17 protein-coding genes are annotated in these 23788 nt (G+C 34.8%); 9 read left to right on the top strand and 8 right to left on the bottom strand.

Annotated elements, in window-relative coordinates; translation table 11 throughout:
• Positions 1-599: 599 nt before the first annotated feature.
• The 6 genes from tnpA to AB8B52_RS06810 form a co-directional block, all read right to left on the bottom strand.
• Entirely contained in the window at positions 600-1067 is a 468-nt protein-coding gene (gene tnpA / locus AB8B52_RS06835; protein WP_406026512.1) for an IS200/IS605 family transposase, read from the bottom strand.
• Positions 1068-1160: 93 nt separating this feature from the next.
• Positions 1161-1943: a hypothetical protein gene (locus tag AB8B52_RS06830; RefSeq protein WP_406026511.1), complete on the bottom strand. Its 783-nt coding sequence runs from the start codon at positions 1941-1943 to the stop codon at positions 1161-1163.
• A 27-nt stretch (positions 1944-1970) separates the two neighbouring features.
• Complete coding sequence (locus AB8B52_RS06825; protein WP_406026509.1) at positions 1971-4001, bottom strand: M3 family metallopeptidase; 2031 nt, start codon at positions 3999-4001, stop codon at positions 1971-1973.
• Positions 4002-4020: 19 nt separating this feature from the next.
• Positions 4021-4389, bottom strand: a complete 369-nt coding sequence (locus AB8B52_RS06820) for a GIY-YIG nuclease family protein (protein WP_406026507.1) — start codon at positions 4387-4389, stop codon at positions 4021-4023.
• Between the two features lie 231 nt (positions 4390-4620).
• Complete coding sequence (purE, locus tag AB8B52_RS06815; RefSeq protein ID WP_406026505.1) at positions 4621-5103, bottom strand: 5-(carboxyamino)imidazole ribonucleotide mutase; 483 nt, start codon at positions 5101-5103, stop codon at positions 4621-4623.
• A 3-nt stretch (positions 5104-5106) separates the two neighbouring features.
• Positions 5107-6261, bottom strand: a complete 1155-nt coding sequence (locus AB8B52_RS06810; RefSeq protein WP_406026503.1) for a 5-(carboxyamino)imidazole ribonucleotide synthase — start codon at positions 6259-6261, stop codon at positions 5107-5109.
• Positions 6262-6418: 157 nt separating this feature from the next.
• On the opposite strand from AB8B52_RS06810, the gene AB8B52_RS06805 reads away from it, so the two are divergent.
• The 3 genes from AB8B52_RS06805 to AB8B52_RS06795 all read left to right on the top strand — a co-directional run bounded on the left by AB8B52_RS06805 (position 6419) and on the right by AB8B52_RS06795 (position 9292).
• Positions 6419-7528: an adenylate kinase gene (locus tag AB8B52_RS06805; RefSeq protein WP_406026501.1), complete on the top strand. Its 1110-nt coding sequence runs from the start codon at positions 6419-6421 to the stop codon at positions 7526-7528.
• Between the two features lie 53 nt (positions 7529-7581).
• Positions 7582-8577, top strand: coding sequence for a GTPase ObgE (obgE, locus tag AB8B52_RS06800; RefSeq protein WP_406026499.1), 996 nt, complete (start codon positions 7582-7584; stop codon positions 8575-8577).
• Positions 8578-8770: 193 nt separating this feature from the next.
• Entirely contained in the window at positions 8771-9292 is a 522-nt protein-coding gene (locus AB8B52_RS06795; RefSeq protein ID WP_406026497.1) for a DUF4136 domain-containing protein, read from the top strand.
• Between the two features lie 287 nt (positions 9293-9579).
• Here the strand turns inward: AB8B52_RS06795 and AB8B52_RS06790 are convergent, their stop codons facing one another.
• Together AB8B52_RS06790 and AB8B52_RS06785 are read right to left on the bottom strand one after the other, a co-directional pair.
• Complete coding sequence (locus tag AB8B52_RS06790; protein WP_406026495.1) at positions 9580-15717, bottom strand: alpha-2-macroglobulin family protein; 6138 nt, start codon at positions 15715-15717, stop codon at positions 9580-9582.
• A 20-nt stretch (positions 15718-15737) separates the two neighbouring features.
• Complete coding sequence (locus AB8B52_RS06785; RefSeq protein ID WP_406026493.1) at positions 15738-15881, bottom strand: hypothetical protein; 144 nt, start codon at positions 15879-15881, stop codon at positions 15738-15740.
• An 81-nt stretch (positions 15882-15962) separates the two neighbouring features.
• Here AB8B52_RS06785 and AB8B52_RS06780 point away from each other — a divergent pair, with 81 nt between their 5' ends.
• The 6 genes from AB8B52_RS06780 (at position 15963) to murC (ending at position 23716) form a co-directional block, all read left to right on the top strand.
• Complete coding sequence (locus AB8B52_RS06780) at positions 15963-16907, top strand: tetratricopeptide repeat protein (RefSeq protein WP_406026491.1); 945 nt, start codon at positions 15963-15965, stop codon at positions 16905-16907.
• 151 nt (positions 16908-17058) lie between these two features.
• Positions 17059-17730 carry a TetR/AcrR family transcriptional regulator gene (locus tag AB8B52_RS06775; protein ID WP_406026489.1) on the top strand — a complete coding sequence of 224 codons (672 nt, stop codon included), beginning with the start codon at positions 17059-17061 and terminating at the stop codon, positions 17728-17730.
• Positions 17731-17734: 4 nt separating this feature from the next.
• Positions 17735-19408, top strand: coding sequence for a peptidase domain-containing ABC transporter (locus AB8B52_RS06770; protein ID WP_406026487.1), 1674 nt, complete (start codon positions 17735-17737; stop codon positions 19406-19408).
• A gap of 1 nt (position 19409) precedes the next feature.
• Positions 19410-20759 (top strand): HlyD family secretion protein, encoded by a 1350-nt coding sequence (locus AB8B52_RS06765; RefSeq protein WP_406026485.1) that lies wholly within the window; start codon positions 19410-19412, stop codon positions 20757-20759.
• A gap of 3 nt (positions 20760-20762) precedes the next feature.
• The gene (locus AB8B52_RS06760; RefSeq protein WP_406026483.1) at positions 20763-22166 is read left to right on the top strand and encodes a TolC family protein; all 1404 of its coding nucleotides are present in this window, start codon (positions 20763-20765) and stop codon (positions 22164-22166) included.
• Between the two features lie 194 nt (positions 22167-22360).
• On the top strand, positions 22361-23716 hold the full coding sequence (gene murC / locus AB8B52_RS06755; protein ID WP_406026481.1) for a UDP-N-acetylmuramate--L-alanine ligase: 1356 nt from the start codon (positions 22361-22363) through the stop codon (positions 23714-23716).
• Positions 23717-23788 lie beyond the last annotated feature (72 nt).

Here is a 23788-nt window from a genome sequence, read left to right as displayed (position 1 = left end):
ATTTACTATTCCTTTAATATATCATTAGTTTTTTCGTCTGCTTCAACAACATAATCATTGACGGTTTAATAATCCCAGAGGGATTAAACGTTTATAAAAAAGACGCTATCGTATGACTTCGACTCTAGAAGAGTCGTACTTTAAAAGAAGTAAAATGTTACGAAGGCTCAATAAGAGAGTGCTGACAGTTCCCTTTAATCGATTAGCTAATCAAAAAGGTATTCTCATATCTTGTGACATATTAGGGTAAGACTCCTCTGGAGTCGTCTTCCATTCGTCATCTAGTTTTTTTACAAACGTTAGATGCCTCTGGCATCTTTTCAAAGTATTTTATATTAAACTTTGATTTTTGTATTTAAAATGGGAAATTTTGGAAAATCTTGATAACGCTTTACATTTACTTTGCCTTTAATATATCATTAGTTTTTTCATCTTCTTCAACGACTTTATCATTGACGATTTAATAATCCCTGAGGGATTTAACGTTTCTAGAAGGATATATGAGCTTTGTTTTACGACTCCAGAGGAGTCGCACATTGTCGCACATTAAAAAGTTGATTTAGATATTAACAACGAGAAAAGATTAAAGAAGTATTTTGCTAATTAGCTTCCAACCAATCAAAAAGATATTCAGATTTATAATCCACCTTAAATTTCTCTAAAAAGTCTAAATATTCTTCTTTAAAAGATTTCGTTCGATGGTGTTTTTTTTGATTCAATATGTAATGATAAACAGCATCAATTTGAGAGTGTCCATATGAAAAAGCACCAAAGCCTTCTTGCCAATTAAATTTATATGTAGATAGCTTTTCCGTATTGATATAGTTTGTGCTAGATTTCTTGATTTCACGCACCAAGTCACTGACGGAACAATCTGGTTTTATGCCAATAAAAATATGAATGTGATCTGGCATTCCGTTTATGGCAATAAGTTTTTGATGCTTTTGTGTGACGATTCCTGTAATATATTTATAGAGTTTTTCTTCCCAACTTGAATGAATTAGAGCCTTTCTGTTTTTAACAGCAAAAACAATTTGAATATAAATTTGTGAATAAGTGTTGGACATAGTCAAAATATCAATATAACGATTTTCAAATTATAAATATTTGAACACAAGCTATAGTGCTTATTGAAATTTCTTTTATTAAATTTTAATTGTTCAGTTGATTTGAAAATGAATATGATCATCATGCCTAACAGCTTGGCAGCCATGAAAGCGTATTTTAGGTTGGTCACTTAGGCCTAAAGATGTCTTAAGGTGTGGCTCGATAAATAATTTTTGAGAAGACTTGGTAGAAAGCAATTGCTTAATCAGAATTGCCGTTTTTTTCTTATCGAGTTGTAAGTTATTATAAGTGCCAAAGGTGATGTATTTAGTGATGTCGTATTGCCAATAGCCTTTCGTTAAACAGGTATTATTAGTGTAATTTTTATCGGAATTTACAAAAGCACCATACCCAGAAATAGAAGGTTTTTTATCCGTTGGCTCGCCTTGTTGATCTAAATACAGAAATGAAAGATCAATCTTTTTTCCGTCATTATGACTTAAATGTGGTAGCAGAGGAAAGCCATTGAGAAACGGAAAATTAGCATCTAAGTAAGTGATGCCAATGTCTGATTTCGATAATTTTTCAGATGAACTTTCAAGCGTATTTTTTAATTCAGGATTTACATAATTTCTGAAAGCTAGCGGATAAAACCAGTTTCTAGGTTTGAGTTTATCGTCTAACCAAGGCAATTTTTCTCTTCCAAAATATGAAGCAACGGGTGGGATTATAACTAAATTGAATAACAGATATACTGCGCGAAAAACAAAACGTTTTTTCTTTTTTCTTTTAAATGAAAGAACAACCGCAAGTAGCCATAGCAATCCGCCAACTTGGGTAAGTCCGGTTAAAAACAGAACTATGGCGAAATGGCCAAACCACTTTAGAAATCGCATAACTAGTTAGCGCTAAAATGTGTTAAGTTATTTCAACAAGCCAGCACGTCTCAATAAAGCTTCAGGTTTTGGTTCTTGTCCTCTAAATCTTTTATATAAAGTCATTGGGTTTTCTGTACCACCTTGAGATAATACAAAGGTTTTAAATTTATCAGCTACGGACTTATTAAAAATACCTTCTTCTTTAAAGTATTCAAAAGCATCAGCATCTAATACTTCAGCCCACTTGTAACTGTAATATCCAGAAGCGTAACCACCTTGAAAAATATGAGAAAATGACGTACTCATACAATTTTTTGCAACATCAGGATACAAGCTGGTATCACCAAAAGCTTCAGTTTCGTAGGTTTTTACATTGGTAATAGCCGAAGGATCCACACCATGCCAAGACATATCTAACAATCCGAAACTAATTTGACGTAAGGTTTGCATGCCTTCATGAAATGTTGCCGAAGCTTTAATTTTTTCAATTAAATCCATCGGAATCACATCGCCTGTTTCGTAATGCGTTGCAAACAATTCTAAAGCTTCTTTTTCGTAGCACCAATTTTCCATAACCTGACTTGGTAATTCTACAAAATCCCAATACACGCTTGTGCCAGATAAACTTGGGCAGGTGGTATTTGCAAGCATGCCATGAAGCGCGTGGCCAAATTCGTGAAACAAAGTCGTGACCTCATTAAACGTTAATAGCGACGGCTTGCTTTTTGTAGGTTTGGTAAAGTTACAAACGATGGATACATGTGGTCGTTCATTTTTACCGTCCTTTATCATTTGTGGTTTGTAAGAGGTCATCCAAGCACCATTGCGTTTGCCTGCTCTTGGGAAAAAGTCAGCATAGAAAATAGACACTAATTCGCCTTCAAAATCTGTGACTTTATAGGTTAAAACATCTTCATGATATTTATCTACAGTATCAATTTCTTCAAACTGTAACCCGAACAACTTCTCTGCAATTGTAAACGCACCATTAATCACGTTTTCTAATTTGAAATAAGGTTTCAACTGTTCGTCATCCAAACTGAATAATTTTTGTTTCAACTTTTCAGAATAATAACCTGAATCCCATTTCTGTAATTGATCGATATGATCTAAATCTTTTGCAAAATTTTCAAGCGTTGAAAATTCTGCTTTCGCAGCAGGTTTGGCTTTGTCTAAAAGTTCGTTTAAAAATGTGTTGACTTTATCTGGTGTTTGCGCCATGCGTTCTTCCAGAACAAAATGAGCATGGGTTTTGTAGCCTAAAAGTTGCGCACGATTGTAACGCAGTTGTGCTATTTTTAAAACGATAGCTTGATTGTCTAATGCGTTGTTTTGAAAGCCTTTTCTACCAAAAGCTTTAGATAGTTGTTCTCTTAATGCTCTATTGTCAGCATACGTCATAAACGGAATATAGCTTGGGTAATCTAAGGTGATTAACCAACCGTCTTTGTCTTTGCTTTCAGCCAATTGTTTGGCAGCTTCTTTGGCACCTTCTGGCAAACCTGAAAGATCAGCTTCGTCAGTAAGATGCATTTCAAAGGCATTCGTTTCGGCTAAAATATGCTCACCAAACTTTAATTTGAGTTGGCTTAATTCTTTGTCAATAGCGCGAAGTTTTTCCTTTTTATCATCAGGAAGATTGGCACCATTTCGAGAAAAGCCTTTATACTTCTTATCTAAAAGTGTGGTTTGCTCTGTTGTTAAATCTAAGTCAGATTTTGAATTGTAAACCGCTTTTACACGTTTAAATAAATGGTCATTCAATGTAATGTCATTACTGAATTCTGAAAGCAAAGGCGATACCTCTTGTGCTATTTTCTGAATGTCATCATTAGTTTCAGCTGAATTCAAATTGAAGAAAATACTTGACAGACGATCTAACTCCTCACCAGAAAAATCCAAGGCTTCAATCGTATTCTCGAAAGTTGGTGCTTCATGATTATTTACAATAGCATCAATTTCTGCTTTCGCATTCTTAATACCTAATTTAAAAGCAGGCAGATAATCTTCCGTTTTTATTTGCGAAAAAGGTGCTGTGTTGTATGGTGTGTTGAAGGGTTTATTTAGGATAGTCATTGTTATTTAAAGTATATTTTTATGCTTTGTATTCCTGTTTGTATGTCTGGTCGAGCGCAGTCGAGATCTCTAGTTCCGTTGGCCTAAATTTAGAATGTGTAAAGTTTCTGCACTCTGCTAAAATTTGCAACATATCAAAATCATCACTTGCCAAAGCCAGTTTCTTTTTAGAGCTCCACTTTTTTATTTTCTTTTCAAAATAGATAGCTTGCTTAACATCATTAAATTCTTGGTGAAATATTAATTCTAAAGGTCTTCTCTTATATGTAAAGCATGTTTTATTTAAACCTTTAGAATGCTCATTGAATCGTCTAGCAACATCATTGGTGAAACCAGTATATAACAAATTATCTGAACATTTTAATATGTAAATAAAATAGGATTTCATTTATTGTTAGAATAATGTTGTTTCTATTATTACTATTTTATTGTTTGGTCAAGCATTGATGAGATAAAAATACATTTTTATTGAAAGCTCATTGCAAGGCGATACGAGACCTGTTTTCACCATAAGATTTTAATTACACCAATAGTTCTCGACTGCGCTCGAACGGACAATATGTGTTAATTGTGATAATGTTTTTAGATATTTGAATATTCAATTTAATGCTGAATTAAACTATATCAAACCCTTAGCCGATTCCTCAACCTTAACTTTTAGCCCTTCTTTGTAAACTATAACTTTATCTAAAACACATTGATCAGACGATCCAATAATTTGAGCAGCCAAAATACCAGCATTTTTTGCACCATTTAAAGCGACAGTAGCTACAGGAACACCTCCTGGCATTTGTAAAATAGATAATATAGAATCCCAACCATCTATAGAATTGCTGCTTTTTACAGGTACTCCAATAATTGGCAAAGGCGATAAAGAAGCTACCATTCCTGGTAAATGTGCAGCACCTCCTGCACCAGCAATAATGACTTTGACACCTCTTTTGTGAGCATTTTTACTGAATTCGAATAATTTTTCTGGTGTTCTATGGGCTGAAACAATATCGACTTCAATTTCAACATCAAAACCGTTTAATATGTCTATAGCGTCTTGCATTACAGGCATGTCGCTTTTGCTTCCCATTATTATGGCTACTTTACTCATGATTTATTTACTAATTACTTCAATAGTTTCTTTTACTTTTTCGGCAATTTCTCTTGCCTTATCAATCTCCGAATTCACAATAGTAACATGTCCCATTTTCCGGAAAGGTCTGGTTTGTTTTTTTCCATAAATATGAGGTGTAACGCCATCCATTGCCAAAATAGTTTCAATGTTTTTATAGACCACGTTTCCAGTATGGTTTTCTGCACCTACGAGATTCACCATGACACCTGCAACTTTACTTTCGGTATTGCCTAATGGTAAACCTAAAATGCATCTAATGTGTTGTTCAAATTGTGAGGTGTAACTCGCTTCAATACTGTAATGACCAGAATTATGAGGCCTCGGTGCGACTTCATTCACTAAGATGTCATCGTTTTCAGTTTGAAACATTTCTACGGCTAATAAACCAACATGTTTAAATGCTGCTGCTACTTTCAAAGCAACCGATACTGCTTTTTTGGCAATAGCATCAGGAATTCTTGCCGGACAAATCACATATTCTACTTGATTGGCTTCAGGATGAAATTCCATCTCAACCACAGGATAGGTTTTTAAATCGCCTTGTTCATTTCGGGCAACAATCACAGCCAATTCATTTTTAAACGGAATCAATTGTTCTGTAATACATTCTACATTTGGTAAATCTGAGAGATCAGCTTCTTGTCGTACCACTTTTACACCAGTACCATCGTAACCAAATCGTGCACTTTTCCAAACAAAAGGATAATTTAAACCACCATTATCTACTGCTTCATCTATTTCAGACGTATAGGCAAATCTTGAAAATTCGGCAGTCGGAATCTCATGATCGCGATAAAATAATTTCTGTGTCGCTTTATTCTGAATGGTTCGCAAGGTTTTAGAGGACGGAAACACGTTTACACCTTCCTTTTCAAGCGTTTCTAAAGCATCAACATTAACGTTTTCAATTTCAAAAGTAAGGACATCCACTTTTTTTCCGAAGTCAATAACCGTTTTGTAATCCATTAAATCACCAACAGTAAATTCGTCGCAAGCCAAGCGCGATGGTGCGTCTTTGCTTGGGTCTAAAACACAGGTGTAAATATCAAATTTACGTGTATCATAAAGCATCATTTTACCGAGTTGACCACCACCAAGAATACCGAGTTTGAAATTTGAAGAAAAATAGTTCATGTGTACTTCCCTTGAAAACGGGAATGGTATTTTAAAAATTCAACTTAATTCATAACAAAAATACACTAAATAAGGTATATCCTTATAAATTCGTAAATCAAAAAATCGTCAATCGTCAATCAATTGATTATCTTTGCCATTCTAAACTAATTATGCTGTGGTAAAGCTTCACGATTTATATTTTAAACCCTTTATATCTGAACAAGAAATCGATGCTATCGTGCAACAGATGGCAGACCAAATTGCTACAGATTTAGGCGTTGAAGTCCCAGTGTTTATTGGTATTTTAAATGGTTCATTTATGTTGGTGAGCGATTTTGTGAAGAAATACCCAAAACCGTGTGAAGTGACCTTCATAAAATTAGCATCTTACGAAGGTGTAAAATCAACAGAAGATATTCAACGTTTAATTGGTTTAACACAAGATTTAACAGGAAGAACAGTCGTTATTTTAGAAGACATTATAGATTCAGGAAACACGCTAGAAGAGGTACATCGTATTTTCGAAAATGAAAATGTTAAGCAATTATTAATTGCCACATTGTTTTATAAACCTGAGGCTTATAACAAAGATTTTAAACTTCATTATGTAGGTAAGGAAATTTCCAATAAGTTTATCGTAGGCTATGGTTTAGATTATGACGGATTAGGACGCGACTTGCCAGACGTATATCAACTTAAAACCACACAACACATGACAAACATAGTGCTATTTGGCCCTCCAGGCGCAGGTAAAGGAACACAGGCTAATTTCTTAAAAGAAAAATACGATTTAATTCACATTTCTACAGGTGATGTGTTTAGATATAACATTAAGAACGAAACCGCCTTAGGCATGTTAGCAAAGTCTTTTATGGATAAGGGTGAATTAGTGCCAGACCAAGTCACTATTGATATGTTGAACAAGGAGGTGGAAAAAAATACAGGTGCTAATGGTTTCATTTTCGATGGTTTTCCCAGAACGAATGCACAAGCAAAGGCTTTGGACGAATTAATGGACGATAAAGATTCTCAAATCAATGCCATGGTTGCTCTAGAGGTTGATGATGAGGTATTGGTAACACGTTTACTAGAACGCGGAAAAACAAGCGGAAGAGCAGATGATGCAGACGAAAGTATTATTAGAAACCGTATTAAAGAATACTACAATAAAACCGCTATTTTAAAAGATTACTATGCAGCACAAAATAAATATTTTGGTGTTGATGGTGTCGGTAGTATCGAAGATATTACGCTGCGCCTGAATGCGGTAATCGATAAATTATAGCATATTGAAGGGTTTAATCTTAGAACTCTAAACTTTGAATTTTAAACTCAAACATGACTGAAGGAAATTTTGTTGACTACGTAAAAATGCACGTCACTTCTGGAAACGGAGGAAAAGGATCAGCGCATTTACACCGCGAAAAATACATACAAAAAGGTGGTCCAGATGGAGGAGATGGTGGTCGTGGAGGTCATGTGATTCTCCGAGGGAACTCAAACCTTTGGACGCTTATTCACTTAAAATTTAAACGTCATTTTAAAGCTGGTCATGGTGCACATGGTAGTAAAGGTAGAAGCACCGGAGCCGATGGTGAAGACATATACATTGAAGTGCCTTTAGGAACCGTTGTTAGAGATTCTGAAACAGATACTATTTTGTTCGAAATTACTGAAGAAGGCGAAGAACGTATCGTTGTTGAAGGCGGAATGGGAGGTCGTGGTAACTGGCATTTTAAAAATTCAGTGAACCAAACTCCACGTTATGCGCAGCCTGGTATTCCTAACGAAGAAATGGATATTACCTTAGAGCTTAAAGTTTTGGCAGATGTTGGTTTGGTTGGGTTTCCTAACGCAGGGAAATCTACGTTATTATCTGTTTTAACTTCAGCAAAACCTAAGATTGCTGATTATGAGTTTACCACTTTAAAACCCAACTTAGGGATTGTTGAGTATCGCGATTTTCAGTCGTTTGTAATGGCAGATATTCCTGGTATTATTGAAGGTGCTGCCGAAGGTAAAGGTTTAGGCTATTACTTTTTAAGACATATTGAACGTAATTCTATTCTTCTATTTTTAATTCCTGCAGATGCTGAAGATATTGTAAAGCAATACGAAGTTTTAGTGGATGAATTAAGACGTTACAATCCTGAGATGTTAGATAAGGATCGGTTTGTTGTGGTTTCAAAATCCGATATGTTAGATGATGAATTGAAATTTGAAATTTCTACAATTTTAGATAAAGATTTGGAAGCTGATTACATGTTTATTTCTTCAGTTGCACAACAAGGCTTAACGGAGTTGAAAGATAAGCTTTGGAAGCTATTGAATTAGTAAATGTGAATGACGAAGCATATTTAAATCATAATAGAACAAAGGTAATTAGATCCTAAAAAGCCCTTCACTAAACGCTTACGTATGTAAATTTTAATCATGAATTTACTTTATCAAAACTATATCAAACAAAGGTCGATTAACAAAACGTATTATAAAAGAATGATTTTTGGTTATCTTTAAAATAAAAAAGATGAAAAATTTAAAACTTCTAGGCGTTCTATTGCTCATAACATCTTGTGGAGCCATAGTTAACTACGATTACGAAACCACTACAGATTTCACCCAATACAAAACCTATAGCTATTTTGATGATATGAAAACGGGTTTAAGCCAATTCGATAGTTTGCGTTTAACAACAGCTATTGATGCTAAACTCGCTATGATGGGACTTGCACGTTCTGAAAATCCTGATTTTTATATTGATATTCAAAGTCAAGAGGTGATGAATAGAAATAATCCAAACATTGGCGTAGGTGCTGGTGGAGGCGGAGGAGGCGGTTTTGGAGGTGTTTCTGTTGGGATACCTATAGGAACAAATAAGAACACACGCGAAATAATTATTGATTTTGTAGATAAAAAGCAAAATGATAGACTCTTCTGGCAAGCCGTGAGTGAAAGCACTTATAGAACCAACGGCAGTGTTGAAAATAGAGAAGCAACACTTACAAAGTTAGTAGAGAAGATATTTTATGAGTATCCACCAGAAAAATAAGTGTCGTTCTGAAGCTAAGCGATAAGGCTAAAACAGACTTGAAAGACCAACTCATGTTTTTATTCTATTTACAAACATGAAGCGCGTAGACAAAAATCAAAAGCCTTTTTTAAAATAAATAACGGCAAAAGATGGCTGTATTTTAGAAAGCTTTAAGTAAAAATTGCGCTCGGTTTTAAGTTACGGAACCTCAAACCAATTATGCAAGAGGCATTACGTTTACGATTTACATAGTTCTACACAGCAGCATTGTGCTTCTTTGTCTTAGCAATAGCTAAGCACAACCTTTATTCCACCACAACCCGAACTCCTTCACTATGACCGCTAAACTCTGGTGCATACATACTCTGAATGGTGCTAATGCCATTACTCATATCACCAGCATTATTTACGCGTAAATCATATTCAAATACATAAACACCTTTTGGTAAATAATCCATAAAGAAATTAGTAGCTGCATCTTTAGTGCTTTCGTAATAGCCAAGACCATCTTGATACTTGTACCGCGAAATAACATTTATAGGTTCAAAACCAGCAGCACGCATGTCTTTAAGATGTACAAATTCCATGGTGCGATCGGTTCGTAATTCAATTCTAACTCTAACTAAATCACCAACCTCTAATTTGGTTTCTGACGTGATTTCTGAAATTTCCTCGCCTTTATCAGTGTTCGTTTTCAGGAAGAGTTTCTTACTTAGTTTTAATGGTGTTTCGGCTGAGGTGATGTTGTCTAAGTCCTCAAAATATTGCCAATACAATCCTCCCCAAGCAATCCCTTCTCCTTTTTTAGTGATAGTAACATTGGCTTGTTCGGGTTTTATTTCAGAACCTGTCCAGGATGTTTTATAATAACCTGTTCCAGCTTCAACTTTTACGTTTTCCAAGGTTTCTGGTGAAATAGTTTCGTTACCAACTTTAACGTCCACTTGTTCGGTAACACTTAGCCAATCACTGCCTTGTAATAATAAGGCATAAACCGCTTCGGACGTTGCTTTTGTGGTTTTCCAGCTATTGGTTTGTTTGTTTTTTAGTAACCAGATTTTTAGGTTGTCGATGTCTTCGAGATTTTTTGTTTCACTCTGAATGCTATTTCCAACTTCAGCAAACGCCTCAATCATTAAGGCCTGTGTTTCAATTGGAGCTTGATACCAATGCCAAGAATTGGTGTTGTCCTTCCAATACATCCCTAATTCTTCAGAAGTAATACTGTTTTCTTTTAAAGATTTTACAATTTTACCAGCCGTTTTGGTGTCATTCATTCGGTTCATGCTTAAAGCCATTAAACCTTTGGCGTATAATGAACGACTTAACCAATATTTTTCAATCTGACCTTGGTAATAATCCATAATATTCTGAACCTCTTTTGAAGGAGTCATTTCAGGATAAAAACTTCGTGTGTAGAGATAATGCAATTGTATTTGCGACAAATGATCTTTACTTAAATCTGCCTCTTTATTGTATTTTCTAATGTCTTTATATTCCTGAACGAATTGTGCATCTAAGTATCTTAATGCGTTTTGAATTAGAGATTCTTCGCTGTCGCTCTGAATGACATTTAGTTGCTTTAAATGACCAAAACCAGCAATAATATGTTGCGTGATGTAACGATTATCACGTCCTCCATTAAACCAAGGCCAAGCTCCTGAACTTTGTTGATTGCTTTTTAATTTACGCATGGCAGATTGCAATTCGTTGTTCATTTTATTAAGATCGAACAATAAGGCAATCCGTTTTTTCTGTTCCGTTTCCGATTGTGCATCACGCAACCAAGGAGTTTCTTGAATCAATATGGATTTCAATTCTTGATTCTTTTCTAAGTTGCTTAATAAGGCATCTGTCGATTTCCATTGATTAAAAACCGCTTCAATTTTTGGATTCGATTTTACAATATGTTGCGCCAAAGCATTCGCATAATAACGTGAAAAGGTTTGCTCGTTACAGTCATAAGGATATTCCATTAAATATGGTAATGCTTGTACAGCATACCAGGCTGGATTCGAGGTCATTTCTAACGTCAACTTATGATGACTTAAGGTCGAATTTGGGTCGTTGAGCGAAGTCGAAGCGAGCTTGTCTAAAGTAAATGTTTTGGTCTCGTTTGAACGAATCCACATCGGTAGCGTTTCCGTGACTAACATTCTATTAGATAAAACTGGAAGTGCATTTTGTTCACCATCACTAAAGTCACCTGCTTTGGCAATGATTTTATATTGCACAGCTTGAAGACCCTTTGGGATTTTTAAAACCCATGACGCTTGAGTATTCCCTTTGGGATTGACTGTGAAATTTTGGTTAACTGAAGAGGTCTCGACTGCGCTCGACCAGACAAGTTCTGTAGAAATATCTTTTCCTGAAACCGCATCTGTTAAAATCAATTGCGCAATACCAGATAACTCATTTTCTGTAAGGTTTGCAATCTTAGTGCTAATTGTAATTTGATCTCCTTCTCTTAAAAAACGTGGCGCATTAGGTATGACCATCAACTCTTTTTGAGTGACGGCTTCCAATTGTGTGACTGTACTTTCTAAAGTTTTAGTATGTGCTAATAATTGCAGTTTCCATTTGGTTAAGGCTTCTGGTGCTTTAAAATTGAAACTGACATTACCTTCTTTGTCTGTTTGTAATTGTGGAAAGAAGAAGGCGGTTTCGTTTAGGTTTTTTCGGATTTGGATGTTGTCTGAATCTAAAGGTTTTTTCCTAGGTTCGCCAAATCCAGTTTTTAATAAAAGACTGTCTGCATCACTATTTTCTAGTCCAGCAATTTGCCCAGATAGGGTTTGAGTAAAACTTGCATTTGGTTTTGTTCCGTAACCCACAACTACGCTTTCTTCCAACTCCATAGAATCATCCATGGCTATCATATTATCAGGCGCATAAAGTCTCTTGTTTTTTGTTTCATATTGATAATAATTCCCAAAATATAATCCAAACCAATTCAACTGGTCATAACCTTGATAAGGATAACTTGCGGTCATGCTAAAACGGTTAAATAACCTAAAGTTGGTCGTCCTAAAACTTTGTCTCGAGTTTTTATTGATTCTACCGTAATACTGCGGATGGTTTATAGGATTGAAACTCCAGTTATGAGCAGTGAATTCATCTAAAGATGCATCGTACATACTGGCTAATAATTCAGCAGACACTTTATCTCCTTTTGGTCCTTTTATTTTAAAGCTCCAAGTTTCGTCTTGTCCTGGTTGTAATTTATTTCTAAACGTTGTGGTTTCAATTTCTAAGTCTGTTTTAGGATAAGGGACATTCACTTTAAAACTTCGAGACACAAATTCGTTAAAAGCTGCAAATGTGGTGTGTACTACAAAACCGCCCAAATCACTTTCTAAAACCGGAATGGTAATTGTTTTTTTAGAGTTATTCAAGTTCACCAATTGCGTCATTATGATACGGTTATCCTTTTCAATTTCTACAGTAACGGCTATGTTTTCCGCAGAAGACCCTAGAGTCAGTTTAGCCATCGAATTAATGTCATAGCTCGCTTTGTCTAATTGAGCTTCGTACAATTGTTGGTCGGCAACGGTTTTATCTTTAGAACTGAAGAGTGCTGTGAAACGTTCGTCTTTTACCGTTTGCCCAAATTTATCTTTGCTTTCAGCAACAATAAGGTATTGACCAGAATCCCATTTGTTGAGACGTTTTAAGCGTATATTTTTGTCTTTTTCGGTATCAAACTCAGTACTAAAAATTACTTCTCCTCTTTTCCAATTGGTAAGTTCACCTTCGTTATCATAAGGCTCATGTGGAAAAAGTGTTATAAATTCTTCTTCAGAGAGGGTTTGATAATCTGGTGCTTGCCAAGATCTTGTTCTTAAAACACGCTCTGGAGCATTCAGTTTATAAATTTTTAATGCACCTTTTGCAGGTACAAACTGGCCATTTAGATTTTGTGACGTTAAAGTTAATGCGATATCTTTTTTGTCTTTATCAATCGTTTGAGGTGCACCTATATTTAAAGTCATGGCGTGATAACCAACATTTACAAAAGTAGAGGTGGATCTGGTTTCTCCATTAATGTCCGTGATATCTGCGCTAACTTCATAATTGAAAATGGGAAGATTATCTTTAGAAACACCTTCGTCAGGTAAGGCTTTAAATGTAATTTCAAATTCTCCTTTTGCATTGGTTTTTGTTTCACCAAATGTAATTTCTTGGGCGTCCACATTATAATAAGGTCGTCTCCAATAATGCCAGCTCGGAAATTTCACATTTCGAGTGACGCGATACACCACTTTAGCATCTGTAATATAACTCCCAGCAAAAGCAACAGCAGTACCATTTACAGTAATGCTATCGTTGACTTTATAGGTTTCTGTAATGGGTTGAAATTCGGGTTTAAATTTTGGACGCTTATATTCTTCAACCGAAAAATATTTATAACTACTTTGAACACCATTTAAAAAGCTTAGAATATAAAATTCACCTGTTAGTCCATTATTGGGTAGTATAAATTCGCCATGAAATGATCCAAATTCATTAGTTACAAATCTCAATTCTGCTACTTTTTCTCTATTGACTTTATATAATTCTGCTGTAATATCTTTTGCAGATGATACAGAAGATTTTCCATCTTTATATTCTGTAGAAATACCCTTAAAAAAAACAGTTTGTCCTGGTCGGTAGATACTGCGATCTGTAAATAAAAAGGTGTTATATCTGGTGTCGTTATTTGTGTTTTCGGTGTAGGTTCGGTTGATGTAATAGTCGCCAAAATAACCAGTATCATCGTTAGATTTTACTTTTATTTGAACGTTTCGATAATAATTATTGTCTTTTTTAAATTCAAATTTACCATAACGATCTGTGGTGAATGATTTGGTATAACGCTTATCGTTTCTATTGTCGGAATAGCTCAATTCTACCGTTGCGCTAATTTTTGGAGCACCATTTTTTCGGTCTATAATTTGATAAACGTGCGCTGTGTTTTCGGTACTTTCAATCAGTGCTAAATCTGTAACTTGGATGTGGGTTGCTGCAAAAACATTGGAATCTGACTGTGTTTTTGCTTCAACTAAATATAAACCATTGCCTAATCTAGGCATTACAATTTCAGTACTATGAAGTTGGTAATCTCCTTCAGATTTTAAGGTGCTCGAAAATGTTTCAGTAGGCTTTAGTTTCTTGAAAAAAGCGGCTTTTTTATCTGCTCTATAAATACGGTTATAACTATCTAATTGCTTTTGTGATACTTTATAAATATTGACAGCTAACTGGTTTAAATTGTTATAAGTCACTAATATTTTAGAAGGTGAATTAATAGCGATAAAGTCCTCTGTTTGTAGCTGTAAACTCGGTTGATTAATTTCAGCAATCAAAACAGTACATTTTTGAGCACCAATACTTTTTGGGAATTTAGAAATCGCAGAATTACAGACGTCCATGGCTTCTTTTAGTTTCCAACGATTTTTACTATTATTGAGATTGATTCTAAAATTTATATCATAAAACGCGCCTTGTGATACATAAACCGACGCTATTTCAAAATCATATAAGCTGGATAATTCAGAAGCTCGTAATTGGTTTGATTTCAACGTTAAGGTTTCCATTAGCAAAGTGTCTGCGTCGGAAAACGTAGCATGCTGTTTTACAAAATTTAATCGCTCAATATCAATAGCTACAAAAGCTTTAGATGCTTCGTCTTTTCTATGAAATTTTAATAAATTTTGATAGATTTTTAAAGCATTACGTTGCAGCGACAAGGTGTCTTTTGAAGCTAAATCTACATTGATAAAGTGCTCACTGTCCGAAATAAACGCCTCATTATCAATAGTGAATTTGTAGGCTGGCTGTGTTATTGAATTTTCATCAGTTTTATAAAAACTTAGCGCATTATGGCTTAATAAATCGTACAAAGTAGGTCTGTATGTTTTCGAATTTTCCTGTTGTTTTAATAAGACATTATAGTTACTGAGAGGTTCTTGTTGTAACAAAAGACCATTGGCAAGCGAGCGCTGGTAATACCTGTGAATTTCGTTAAAAATAGTTTCTAAATCCCAAGTTCTGAAATCATCGCTTACTTTTTCAGAAGTCTTTGTTCTGTTATAAAACTGGTAACGACTTTGTTGAAAATACTGCCAATACATGGTGGCTAACATGTTTTCTAAAAGGTGTTTGGTAGGTAGGTCTTTGGCACTATCAATTTCAGATTTAAAACGCTTCACAATAGTCAGTTGGGCATCTTCCTCTAGCGTTAGCATGTATTTGCTGATGTACAATAAAGCCTTAATGCGTTGTGTGGAATTTTTAGTGTCAACCGCTTTTTTGTAAATCGTTTCAGCCAAATCAGAAGCACTTTTTGTGAGTCCCTCGTTCTCAAGTTGGGTGATTTCTTGCCACTGATTGTCAAAATCATTTTGAGCATTAGAAAAAGAAGCGAAACAAATAAGCATGAGAAGTGGTATGTAGTTTTTCATTTTTTTAATTGTTGGTGATCTCAATAATTTTCGAAGTCAGCATTAAATTCGGCAATGGTAAAACAAGCGACCGCTTCTAGTATTTTCAGATCGTGTAATGATATGTTCTGCAAGATACCTTCAAAAGGCATTCCAAAAACAGTTCTAATGAGTGTTGTACCCATTTCGATGAGTGAAGTTACACAATTTGTTAGTGAAATCAACCGTTATTAAATCGTATTTTTGCAAAAATAATTCTTTAAAATATGTTTAGGTTTTTGTTTGTTTTATTGCTGTCGTCTTGCTGTTTTGCACAATCTTCCATTGCATCTGCAGAAGCCTTTATAGCAAAAAAAGCGTTTGTCAGTGCAGAGAATGAAATGACCTCTTTTTTAGAATCAAATCCAAATAATCTAAAGGCAATAGAGTTGTTAGGTGACGCTTATAGTTACCAAAAAAAGTGGGACGATGCTATTTCACAATACCAAGCGCTCACCCAAAAACGACCTAATAATGCCAACTACCATTATAAATATGGTGGAGCTTTAGGCATGAAGGCATTAACGATAAGTAAGCTCGAAGCTTTGACGATTATAGGTGATGTAAAAGACGCATTTTTAAAAGCAGCACAATTAGATCCAAAACATATTGAAACGCGTTGGGCTTTGGTAGAATTGTATGTGTCCTTGCCAGGTATTGTTGGTGGTAGTTTTTCTAAAGCTTTAGATTATGCTGAGCAGTTAGAGGAATTGTCTCAGGTTGATGGTTATTTAGCAAAAGGGTATGTTTATGAGTATGATGACGAACCAGAACTAGCTGAGAAATATTATAAGCTGGCCATAAAAGTGGGTGGTTCTGTAACCTGCTATGAGAAATTAACTAATTTCTACGACCGACAAAATGAACCTGAAAAAGCGATTAATAATATTGAGGAAGGGCAACAAAAGTTACAGCGTAACGCTATGCATTACCAAATAGGTAAAGTTTGTGCAGATTATAACATTCAACTAGAAAAAGGTGAAAAATGCCTCAAAACGTATTTGTCGCATCATTCGTCTAGAGACGGAGTGCCAAAGGCTTGGGCTTATTACCGATTGGCACAAATTTACAAGCACAAAGCGAATACTGAGGAAGCGTTAAAGTGGATTAATAAAGCAATTGCAGATTTACCTAAAATTGAAAAATTTAAAGAATTTAAAGCTTCTATTTAATCGATGATCTATGTGATAATAGCATTACGAGCGACTAAAAAAAGAAGTGCGAAATAGGTTTTTTTTTGCTATTGCTTTATGATATTAAATATATGTTAATTATTTTTAACTAATAGTATTACTATTATATTTGCAATCAAATATAATAACTATGTTAAACTTACTATCAAATTTAAAGATTTCCGTGCCAGACAAGATCTTTATTAAAGATCCTGAATCTTCTGATTTAGGTAAGCGCATCATTGAGCACAGTATATTATTAATCGATGAGATTGGTTTTGACAGTTTTACTTTTAAAAAGTTAGGAACTAAGATAGGTTCTAATGAGAGTTCAATTTATCGTTATTTTGAAAGTAAACATAAGTTACTATTATACTTAACATCTTGGTATTGGGCTTGGGTAGAATACCAATTGGTACTGTCTACCTTTAATATGCCAGATAAGAAGCAATTGTTTAAGGCTATAGAAGTGGTGACTCAAACGATTCAGGAAGATTTAGCCTTTTCGCACATTAATGAAGTGATTTTGAATAGAATTATCATCAATGAATATTCAAAATCTTATTTAACAAAAGAGGTGGATAGTGAGAATAAAGAAGGTTACTTTGTAGTCTATAAGCGTCTAATTAAACGTTTAAGCGAAATGATATCAAACGTAAGAGCCGATTATGAATTTCCATCTAGTTTAGCAAGTACTATTATCGAAGGAGCATTGCATCAACACTTTTTAAAAGTTCATTTTAGCTCAATAACAGACTGCAATAAACAAACCACACCAACCGATTTCTTTCAAAATTTAACTCAAAAAGCATTAAACCTATAATTCAATGGATCAAAAACAATCGCTTTTAACACCTTGGCAACGCTTTGTTGGGATTTTAAAATTAGAACGTAAAGACGTTACGCAAGTCTTATATTATGCCGTTTTTTCTGGTTTAATAGCATTAACATTACCACTCGGTATTCAAGCCATCATTAATTTAATTCAAGGAGCTCAGGTGAGTACCTCTTGGATTGTACTTGTGGTATTAGTAACTTTAGGAGTAGCATTTGTAGGTATATTACAATTGATGCAAATGCGAATCATAGAAACCATACAGCAACGTATTTTTATGCGTGCCTCTTTTGAGTTTACCTATCGCTTTCCTAAAATAAAAATGGATCAGTTGCTTAATTACTATCCACCAGAATTAGCCAATCGGTTTTTTGATGTGCTTAATATTCAAAAAGGACTTTCAAAATTACTTTTAGATGTACCAGCAGCGGTCTTACAAATTACATTTGCACTAATTCTGTTATCATTCTATCATCCCTTTTTTATAGCTTTTGGTATCTTACTGATCGTGTTGATTTATGTGGTTTTCAAATTCACAATTCAGCGTGGTATGCAAACCAGTCTTTTAGAATCGAAGCAAAAATATAAAGTAGCGCATTGGATTCAGGAAGTAGCGCGTACAATTTCAAGTTTTAAAGTGTCAGGTAAAACATCTTTGGCGCTAGATAAGAATGATTATTTGGTAAACGGTTATTTAAATGCAAGAGAAAATCATTTTAAGATTTTAGTATTACAGTTTATTCAAATGATTGGTTTTAAAATCATTGTGACGGCAGGTTTGCTTGTTATTGGAGGTTTATTAGTTTTAAATCAAGAAATGAATATTGGTCAGTTTGTGGCTGCGGAAATTATTATTCTATTAGTCATCACCTCAGTAGAAAAGCTTATTTTAGGATTAGAATCGTTTTATGATGTACTTACATCTCTGGAAAAAATGGGACAGGTTGTAGATAAAGAAATTGAAGACCAAACCGGAGAAGCTCCAAACTTTGGCGACAATTTTAAAATTCAGCTGGATAATATTAGCTATAGCGTACCAGATAGAACCATCCACATCCTTAAAAATATTTCTTTAGTCATTAAAGCGAAAAGTAGAGTGCTTATTAAGGGTGAGAGCGGAGCTGGAAAATCGAGTTTAATCCGACTTATTGCAGGTGTTATAAGACCTACAGATGGTAATGTGTACCTTAATGATGGTAATTTAAAAAATGTAAACCTTAATAAATATCGAGCTGCATTAGGCTTAGCATTATCTGATGAAACACCGTTTGAAGGTTCAATTAAAGATAATATTACATTTGGTGATTCAGATATTACGCAAGAACAAATTGATGCTGTCATTAAAAACACAAGGCTTTCTCAATTTATAAAAGAGAGCGATAGAGGTATCAACACCATGATATACCCAGAGGCAAAGCAAACCTCTTACACGGTTGCCAAGAAAATAATTTTGGCAAGGGCTATTTTAAAACAACCAAAAATATTAATCTTAGAAGATCCGTTAGAGCATTTTGAAAAAGACGAAGCTTTAGAATTAATTAAATTTTTAACTGATCCATCACATCCATGGACGCTCATCGTGGTTAGTTTTAATAAGGATTGGGAAATTAATTGTACGGAGACCATTACGTTAAATAGAGGTCAAATTATTTTAAATAAAAAGTAATATGCTGAATATATCTAAAAATCCAATAAATGCACACGTCGATTTAACGAAGTATAAATCTGCTGAGCGTGTTTTTGATAAAACGTATTACAAATATTTCAATCGCTTTTTGTGGGTGTTTGCAATCGTTGGTATTATCATCTTATTTTTACCATGGACCCAGAATATTACAGGTCGAGGTAATGTAACGACCTTAACGCCAGATCAAAGACCACAAACGATTCAGTCGCAAATTCCAGGACGTATAGAGCAATGGTTTGTGCGCGAAGGTGATGCCGTAAGAAAAGGTGACACGATAATGAAAATATCCGAAGTAAAAAGTGAGTACTTTGATCCTGATTTGGTAGAGCGTACAGCGCAACAACGCGATGCAAAGGCGTTTTCTGTAGTATCTTACAAAGGTAAAGTTGATGCACAAGATATACGTATTGGAGCCCTTATAAAAGAGCGTCGCTTAAAGTTAGAAATGGCAGAAAATAAAATTTTACAAGCCTTGTTAAAAGTAAGACAAGATAGTATGGATTTAGTTGCTGCTAGAACAAATCTTAGAATAGCACGAACTAAATATGTACGGTCAGATTCTTTGTTTCAGGATGGTTTTGCAGCACTAAAAAATGTTGAAGATGCTAAAGTTAAATTACAAGAAACTGAAGCTAAGGAAACATCTCAAGAAGCAAAATTATTACGGAGTAGAAATGAAGTGCTTAATTCTAAAATTCAAATTTCAACTTTAAAAGCAGAATATGCAGATAAAATCTCTAAAGCCGAAAGTGAAAAATTCAGCGCACAATCGAGCCAATTTGATTCGGAAGCACAGGTTTCTAAATTAGAGAACCAAGTATCTAACTATACCATAAGAAATGGTCTACTTTATATTACAGCACCTTACGACGGTTTTATAAATAAAGCGATTAGAGGCGGTATTGGACAAACATTCAAGGAAGGTGAAGAATTAGTAGGTATAATGCCAGCAAATATAGATTTAGCGGTAGAAATGTTTGTAGAACCTATAGATTTACCACTGGTACACAAAGGTGAAAAGGTGCGTGTACAGTTTGATGGTTGGCCTGCAATTATCTTTAGCGGTTGGCCAAATGTATCTTATGGTACGTATGGAGCTGAAGTTGTTGCGATAGAGAATTTTATAAGTGCAAATGGTAAATTTAGAGTATTATTAGCTCCAGATGAAGACGATCATAAATGGCCAAAAGACATTAGGGCAGGTTCTGGTGCTTACACTATGGCCTTATTAGAAGACGTACCAATTTGGTTTGAATTGTGGAGACAATTAAATGGATTCCCACCAAATTATTACCAACCAGTAGATGCTGGCAAATCTAAAAAGAAGTAAAACATGCGAAGTTTATTGTCAGTTATTCTTATTGGGTTTAGTTTTATAGGTGGTGCACAAACAGATCCTTTATCTAATGTATTGCGTTTTGATGAGTACTTAGGTTTTGTAAAAAAGTTTCATCCTATTGTAAAACAGGCGGAATTGGTTATAGACGAAAGTCAAGCTAAACTCATGAAATCTCGTGGTGCGTTTGATCCTAAATTAGAAGTCGATTACGATCGCAAAAAATTTAAAAACACAGAGTATTTTGATCAGTTAAACGGAACCTTTAAAGTTCCAACGTGGTTTGGTGTAGAGCTTAAAGGAACGTTTGAAGAAAACACAGGAGATTTTTTAAATCCTGAAGCGTTTGTCCCAGATCAAGGTCTGTACAGTGCAGGTCTTATGGTGCCATTAGCAAAAGGTTTACTAATTAATGATCGTATGGCTGCTTTAAAACAAGCCAAGCTCTTTAGAGAACAAGCCAAAGCAGATCGCGATATTTTTGTCAACAACATTTTGTTTGAAGCTTCTTTGGTTTATTTCGATTGGTTGAAAGCTTATAATGAATTAAAACTTTTTGAAGATTTTCTCGTCAATGCAGAATTGCGTTACAGAGGAATTGTAAGAGGAGTAGAGCTTGGTGAAAATGCGCAAATAGATGCTACGGAAGCCAGAATTGCATTGAACAGTAGAAAATTGAGTTTAGAACAATCTAAAGTAAAACTGATGCAGGCGGCTTTACAATTGTCTAATTTTTTATGGTTAGAAAATAATATTCCGGTAGAGTTACAACCCGATGTTATTCCAGATGTCGATACTGAGCCTATCGTAGACAGTACGTTTAACATTAATCAATTGCGAAGTGATGAAGTGATTTTAGAAGAGCACCCTAAACTATTGTCATTAGGTTACAAGTTAGATGGATTGGAAGTTGATACACGTTTAAAAAGAAACCGACTTTTACCAAGAGTAGATGTAGAATATAATTTTTTGTCTGAAGCACCAGATGTCGCCAGAACTTTTAATACAGCCGAGTATAAAGGTGGATTGAATGTCAGTTTCCCTTTGTTTTTAAGAAAAGAACGAGGTGATTTAAAATTAGCCAAAATAAAATTGCAAGACACGGAGTTTGAATTTGATGCCACACGCGTTAGTCTTCAAAATAAAATAAACGCCATAAAACAAGAATTAGAATCTTACGTGGCACAAAATGAAATCACGACGGAAATGGTTACCGATTCTGAATTGATGCTGGTTGCAGAGGAGCGTAAATTTCAATTGGGAGAAAGCTCTCTGTTTTTGGTAAATTCGCGCGAATCTAAACTAATTGAAAACCAATTAAAAGCTATTTCAATTCAGAATAAATTCTTCTCTACAAAAGCAAAATTGTTTAATAGTTTAGCAGTGAATCCGGATTTGTAAGAATAAAAGCCCCTTTTTAATTTCCCCATAGTGGAAAAATAAACCATACTAATACTTGCTCATAAATTATTGTTTTTTTCTTTATGAAGCTGCATGCTTTCTTAGTGTACCTTTGTGTAACAACTATATCCTACTATTTTGAGAAATAGTTGGCTTTATTTGGAATTTGCAATTTCTAATTTGATATTTGTTTTATGAACGTACATTTTATAGCTATTGGTGGTGCAGCCATGCACAATTTAGCCTTAGCACTTCACAATAAAGGTGACAAGGTCACAGGAAGTGACGATACTATTTTCGAACCTTCAAAATCGAGATTAGACGCTAAAGGTTTACTACCTGAAACGTTTGGTTGGTATCCAGAAAAAGTCACTTCAGATTTAAATGCGATTGTTTTGGGTATGCATGCCAAAGCTGATAATCCTGAATTGCTGAAAGCCCAAGAACTCGGTATAAAAATCTACAGCTATCCTGAATTTTTATACGAACAAGCCAAAAACAAAACACGTGTAGTCATTGGCGGAAGTCATGGAAAGACAACAATTACCTCTATGGTTTTGCACGTAATGCATTATCACAACAGAGATGTTGATTATATGGTTGGCGCGCAACTCGAAGGTTTTGACGTGATGGTAAAACTCACTGAACACAATGATTTTATAGTTTTAGAAGGTGATGAATATTTGAGTTCTCCTATAGACATGCGACCAAAATTTCATCTGTATAAACCTAATATTGCCTTGTTAAGCGGCATTGCTTGGGATCATATTAATGTGTTTCCAACTTATGAAAACTATGTAGAGCAGTTTAGCATTTTTATCGATTCTATCGTAAGAGGTGGCAGTATTAATTACAACGAAGAAGATGCCGAAGTAAAACGTGTGGTTGAAGCTTCAGAAAATCAGATAAGGAAACTACCTTACCAAACACCAGCATACACAGTAGAAGATGGTGAAACACTTTTAGAAACTCCAGAAGGACCGATGCCAATTGAAGTTTTTGGTGCACACAACTTAAACAATTTAGCTGGTGCCAAATGGATTTGCCAGCACATGGGAATTGATGAAGACGATTTCTACGAAGCCATTTCTACCTTTAAAGGAGCCAGCAAACGTTTAGAGAAAATTGCCGAATCTAAAACGAGTATAGCGTACAAGGATTTTGCACACTCACCAAGTAAGGTAGAAGCGACGACCAAAGCTTTAAAAGAACAGTACAGCGACAGAACTTTAGTCGCTTGTTTAGAATTACATACTTACAGTAGCTTAAATGCTGAATTCCTAAAAGAATACAAAGGTGCTTTAGATGCTGCAGATGTTGCTGTTGTGTTTTATTCTCCACATGCTGTTGAGATTAAAAAACTAGAAGAAGTTACGGAACAACAAATCGCTAATGCTTTTGAGCGCGACGATTTAATTATCTACACCAACCCAGAAGATTTTAAAAACTTCTTATTCTCTCAAAGCTTTGATAACAAGAGCTTGTTATTAATGAGTTCTGGTAATTATGGTGGTTTGGATTTTGATGAGGTGAAGGGATTGATCAAGTAGTTTTGTTTCTTGAACTAATTTCAGGATATAATTTCTAAAATAAAGTGTTAGAGCAAACGCTACTTAACCGTT

Origin of the sequence: Winogradskyella sp., from assembly GCF_045105575.1 — a bacterium.
Classification (GTDB): domain Bacteria; phylum Bacteroidota; class Bacteroidia; order Flavobacteriales; family Flavobacteriaceae; genus Winogradskyella.
The sequence above is the reverse complement of the archived record's forward strand: the minus strand, read 5'-3'. Positions and strand labels throughout refer to the sequence as shown.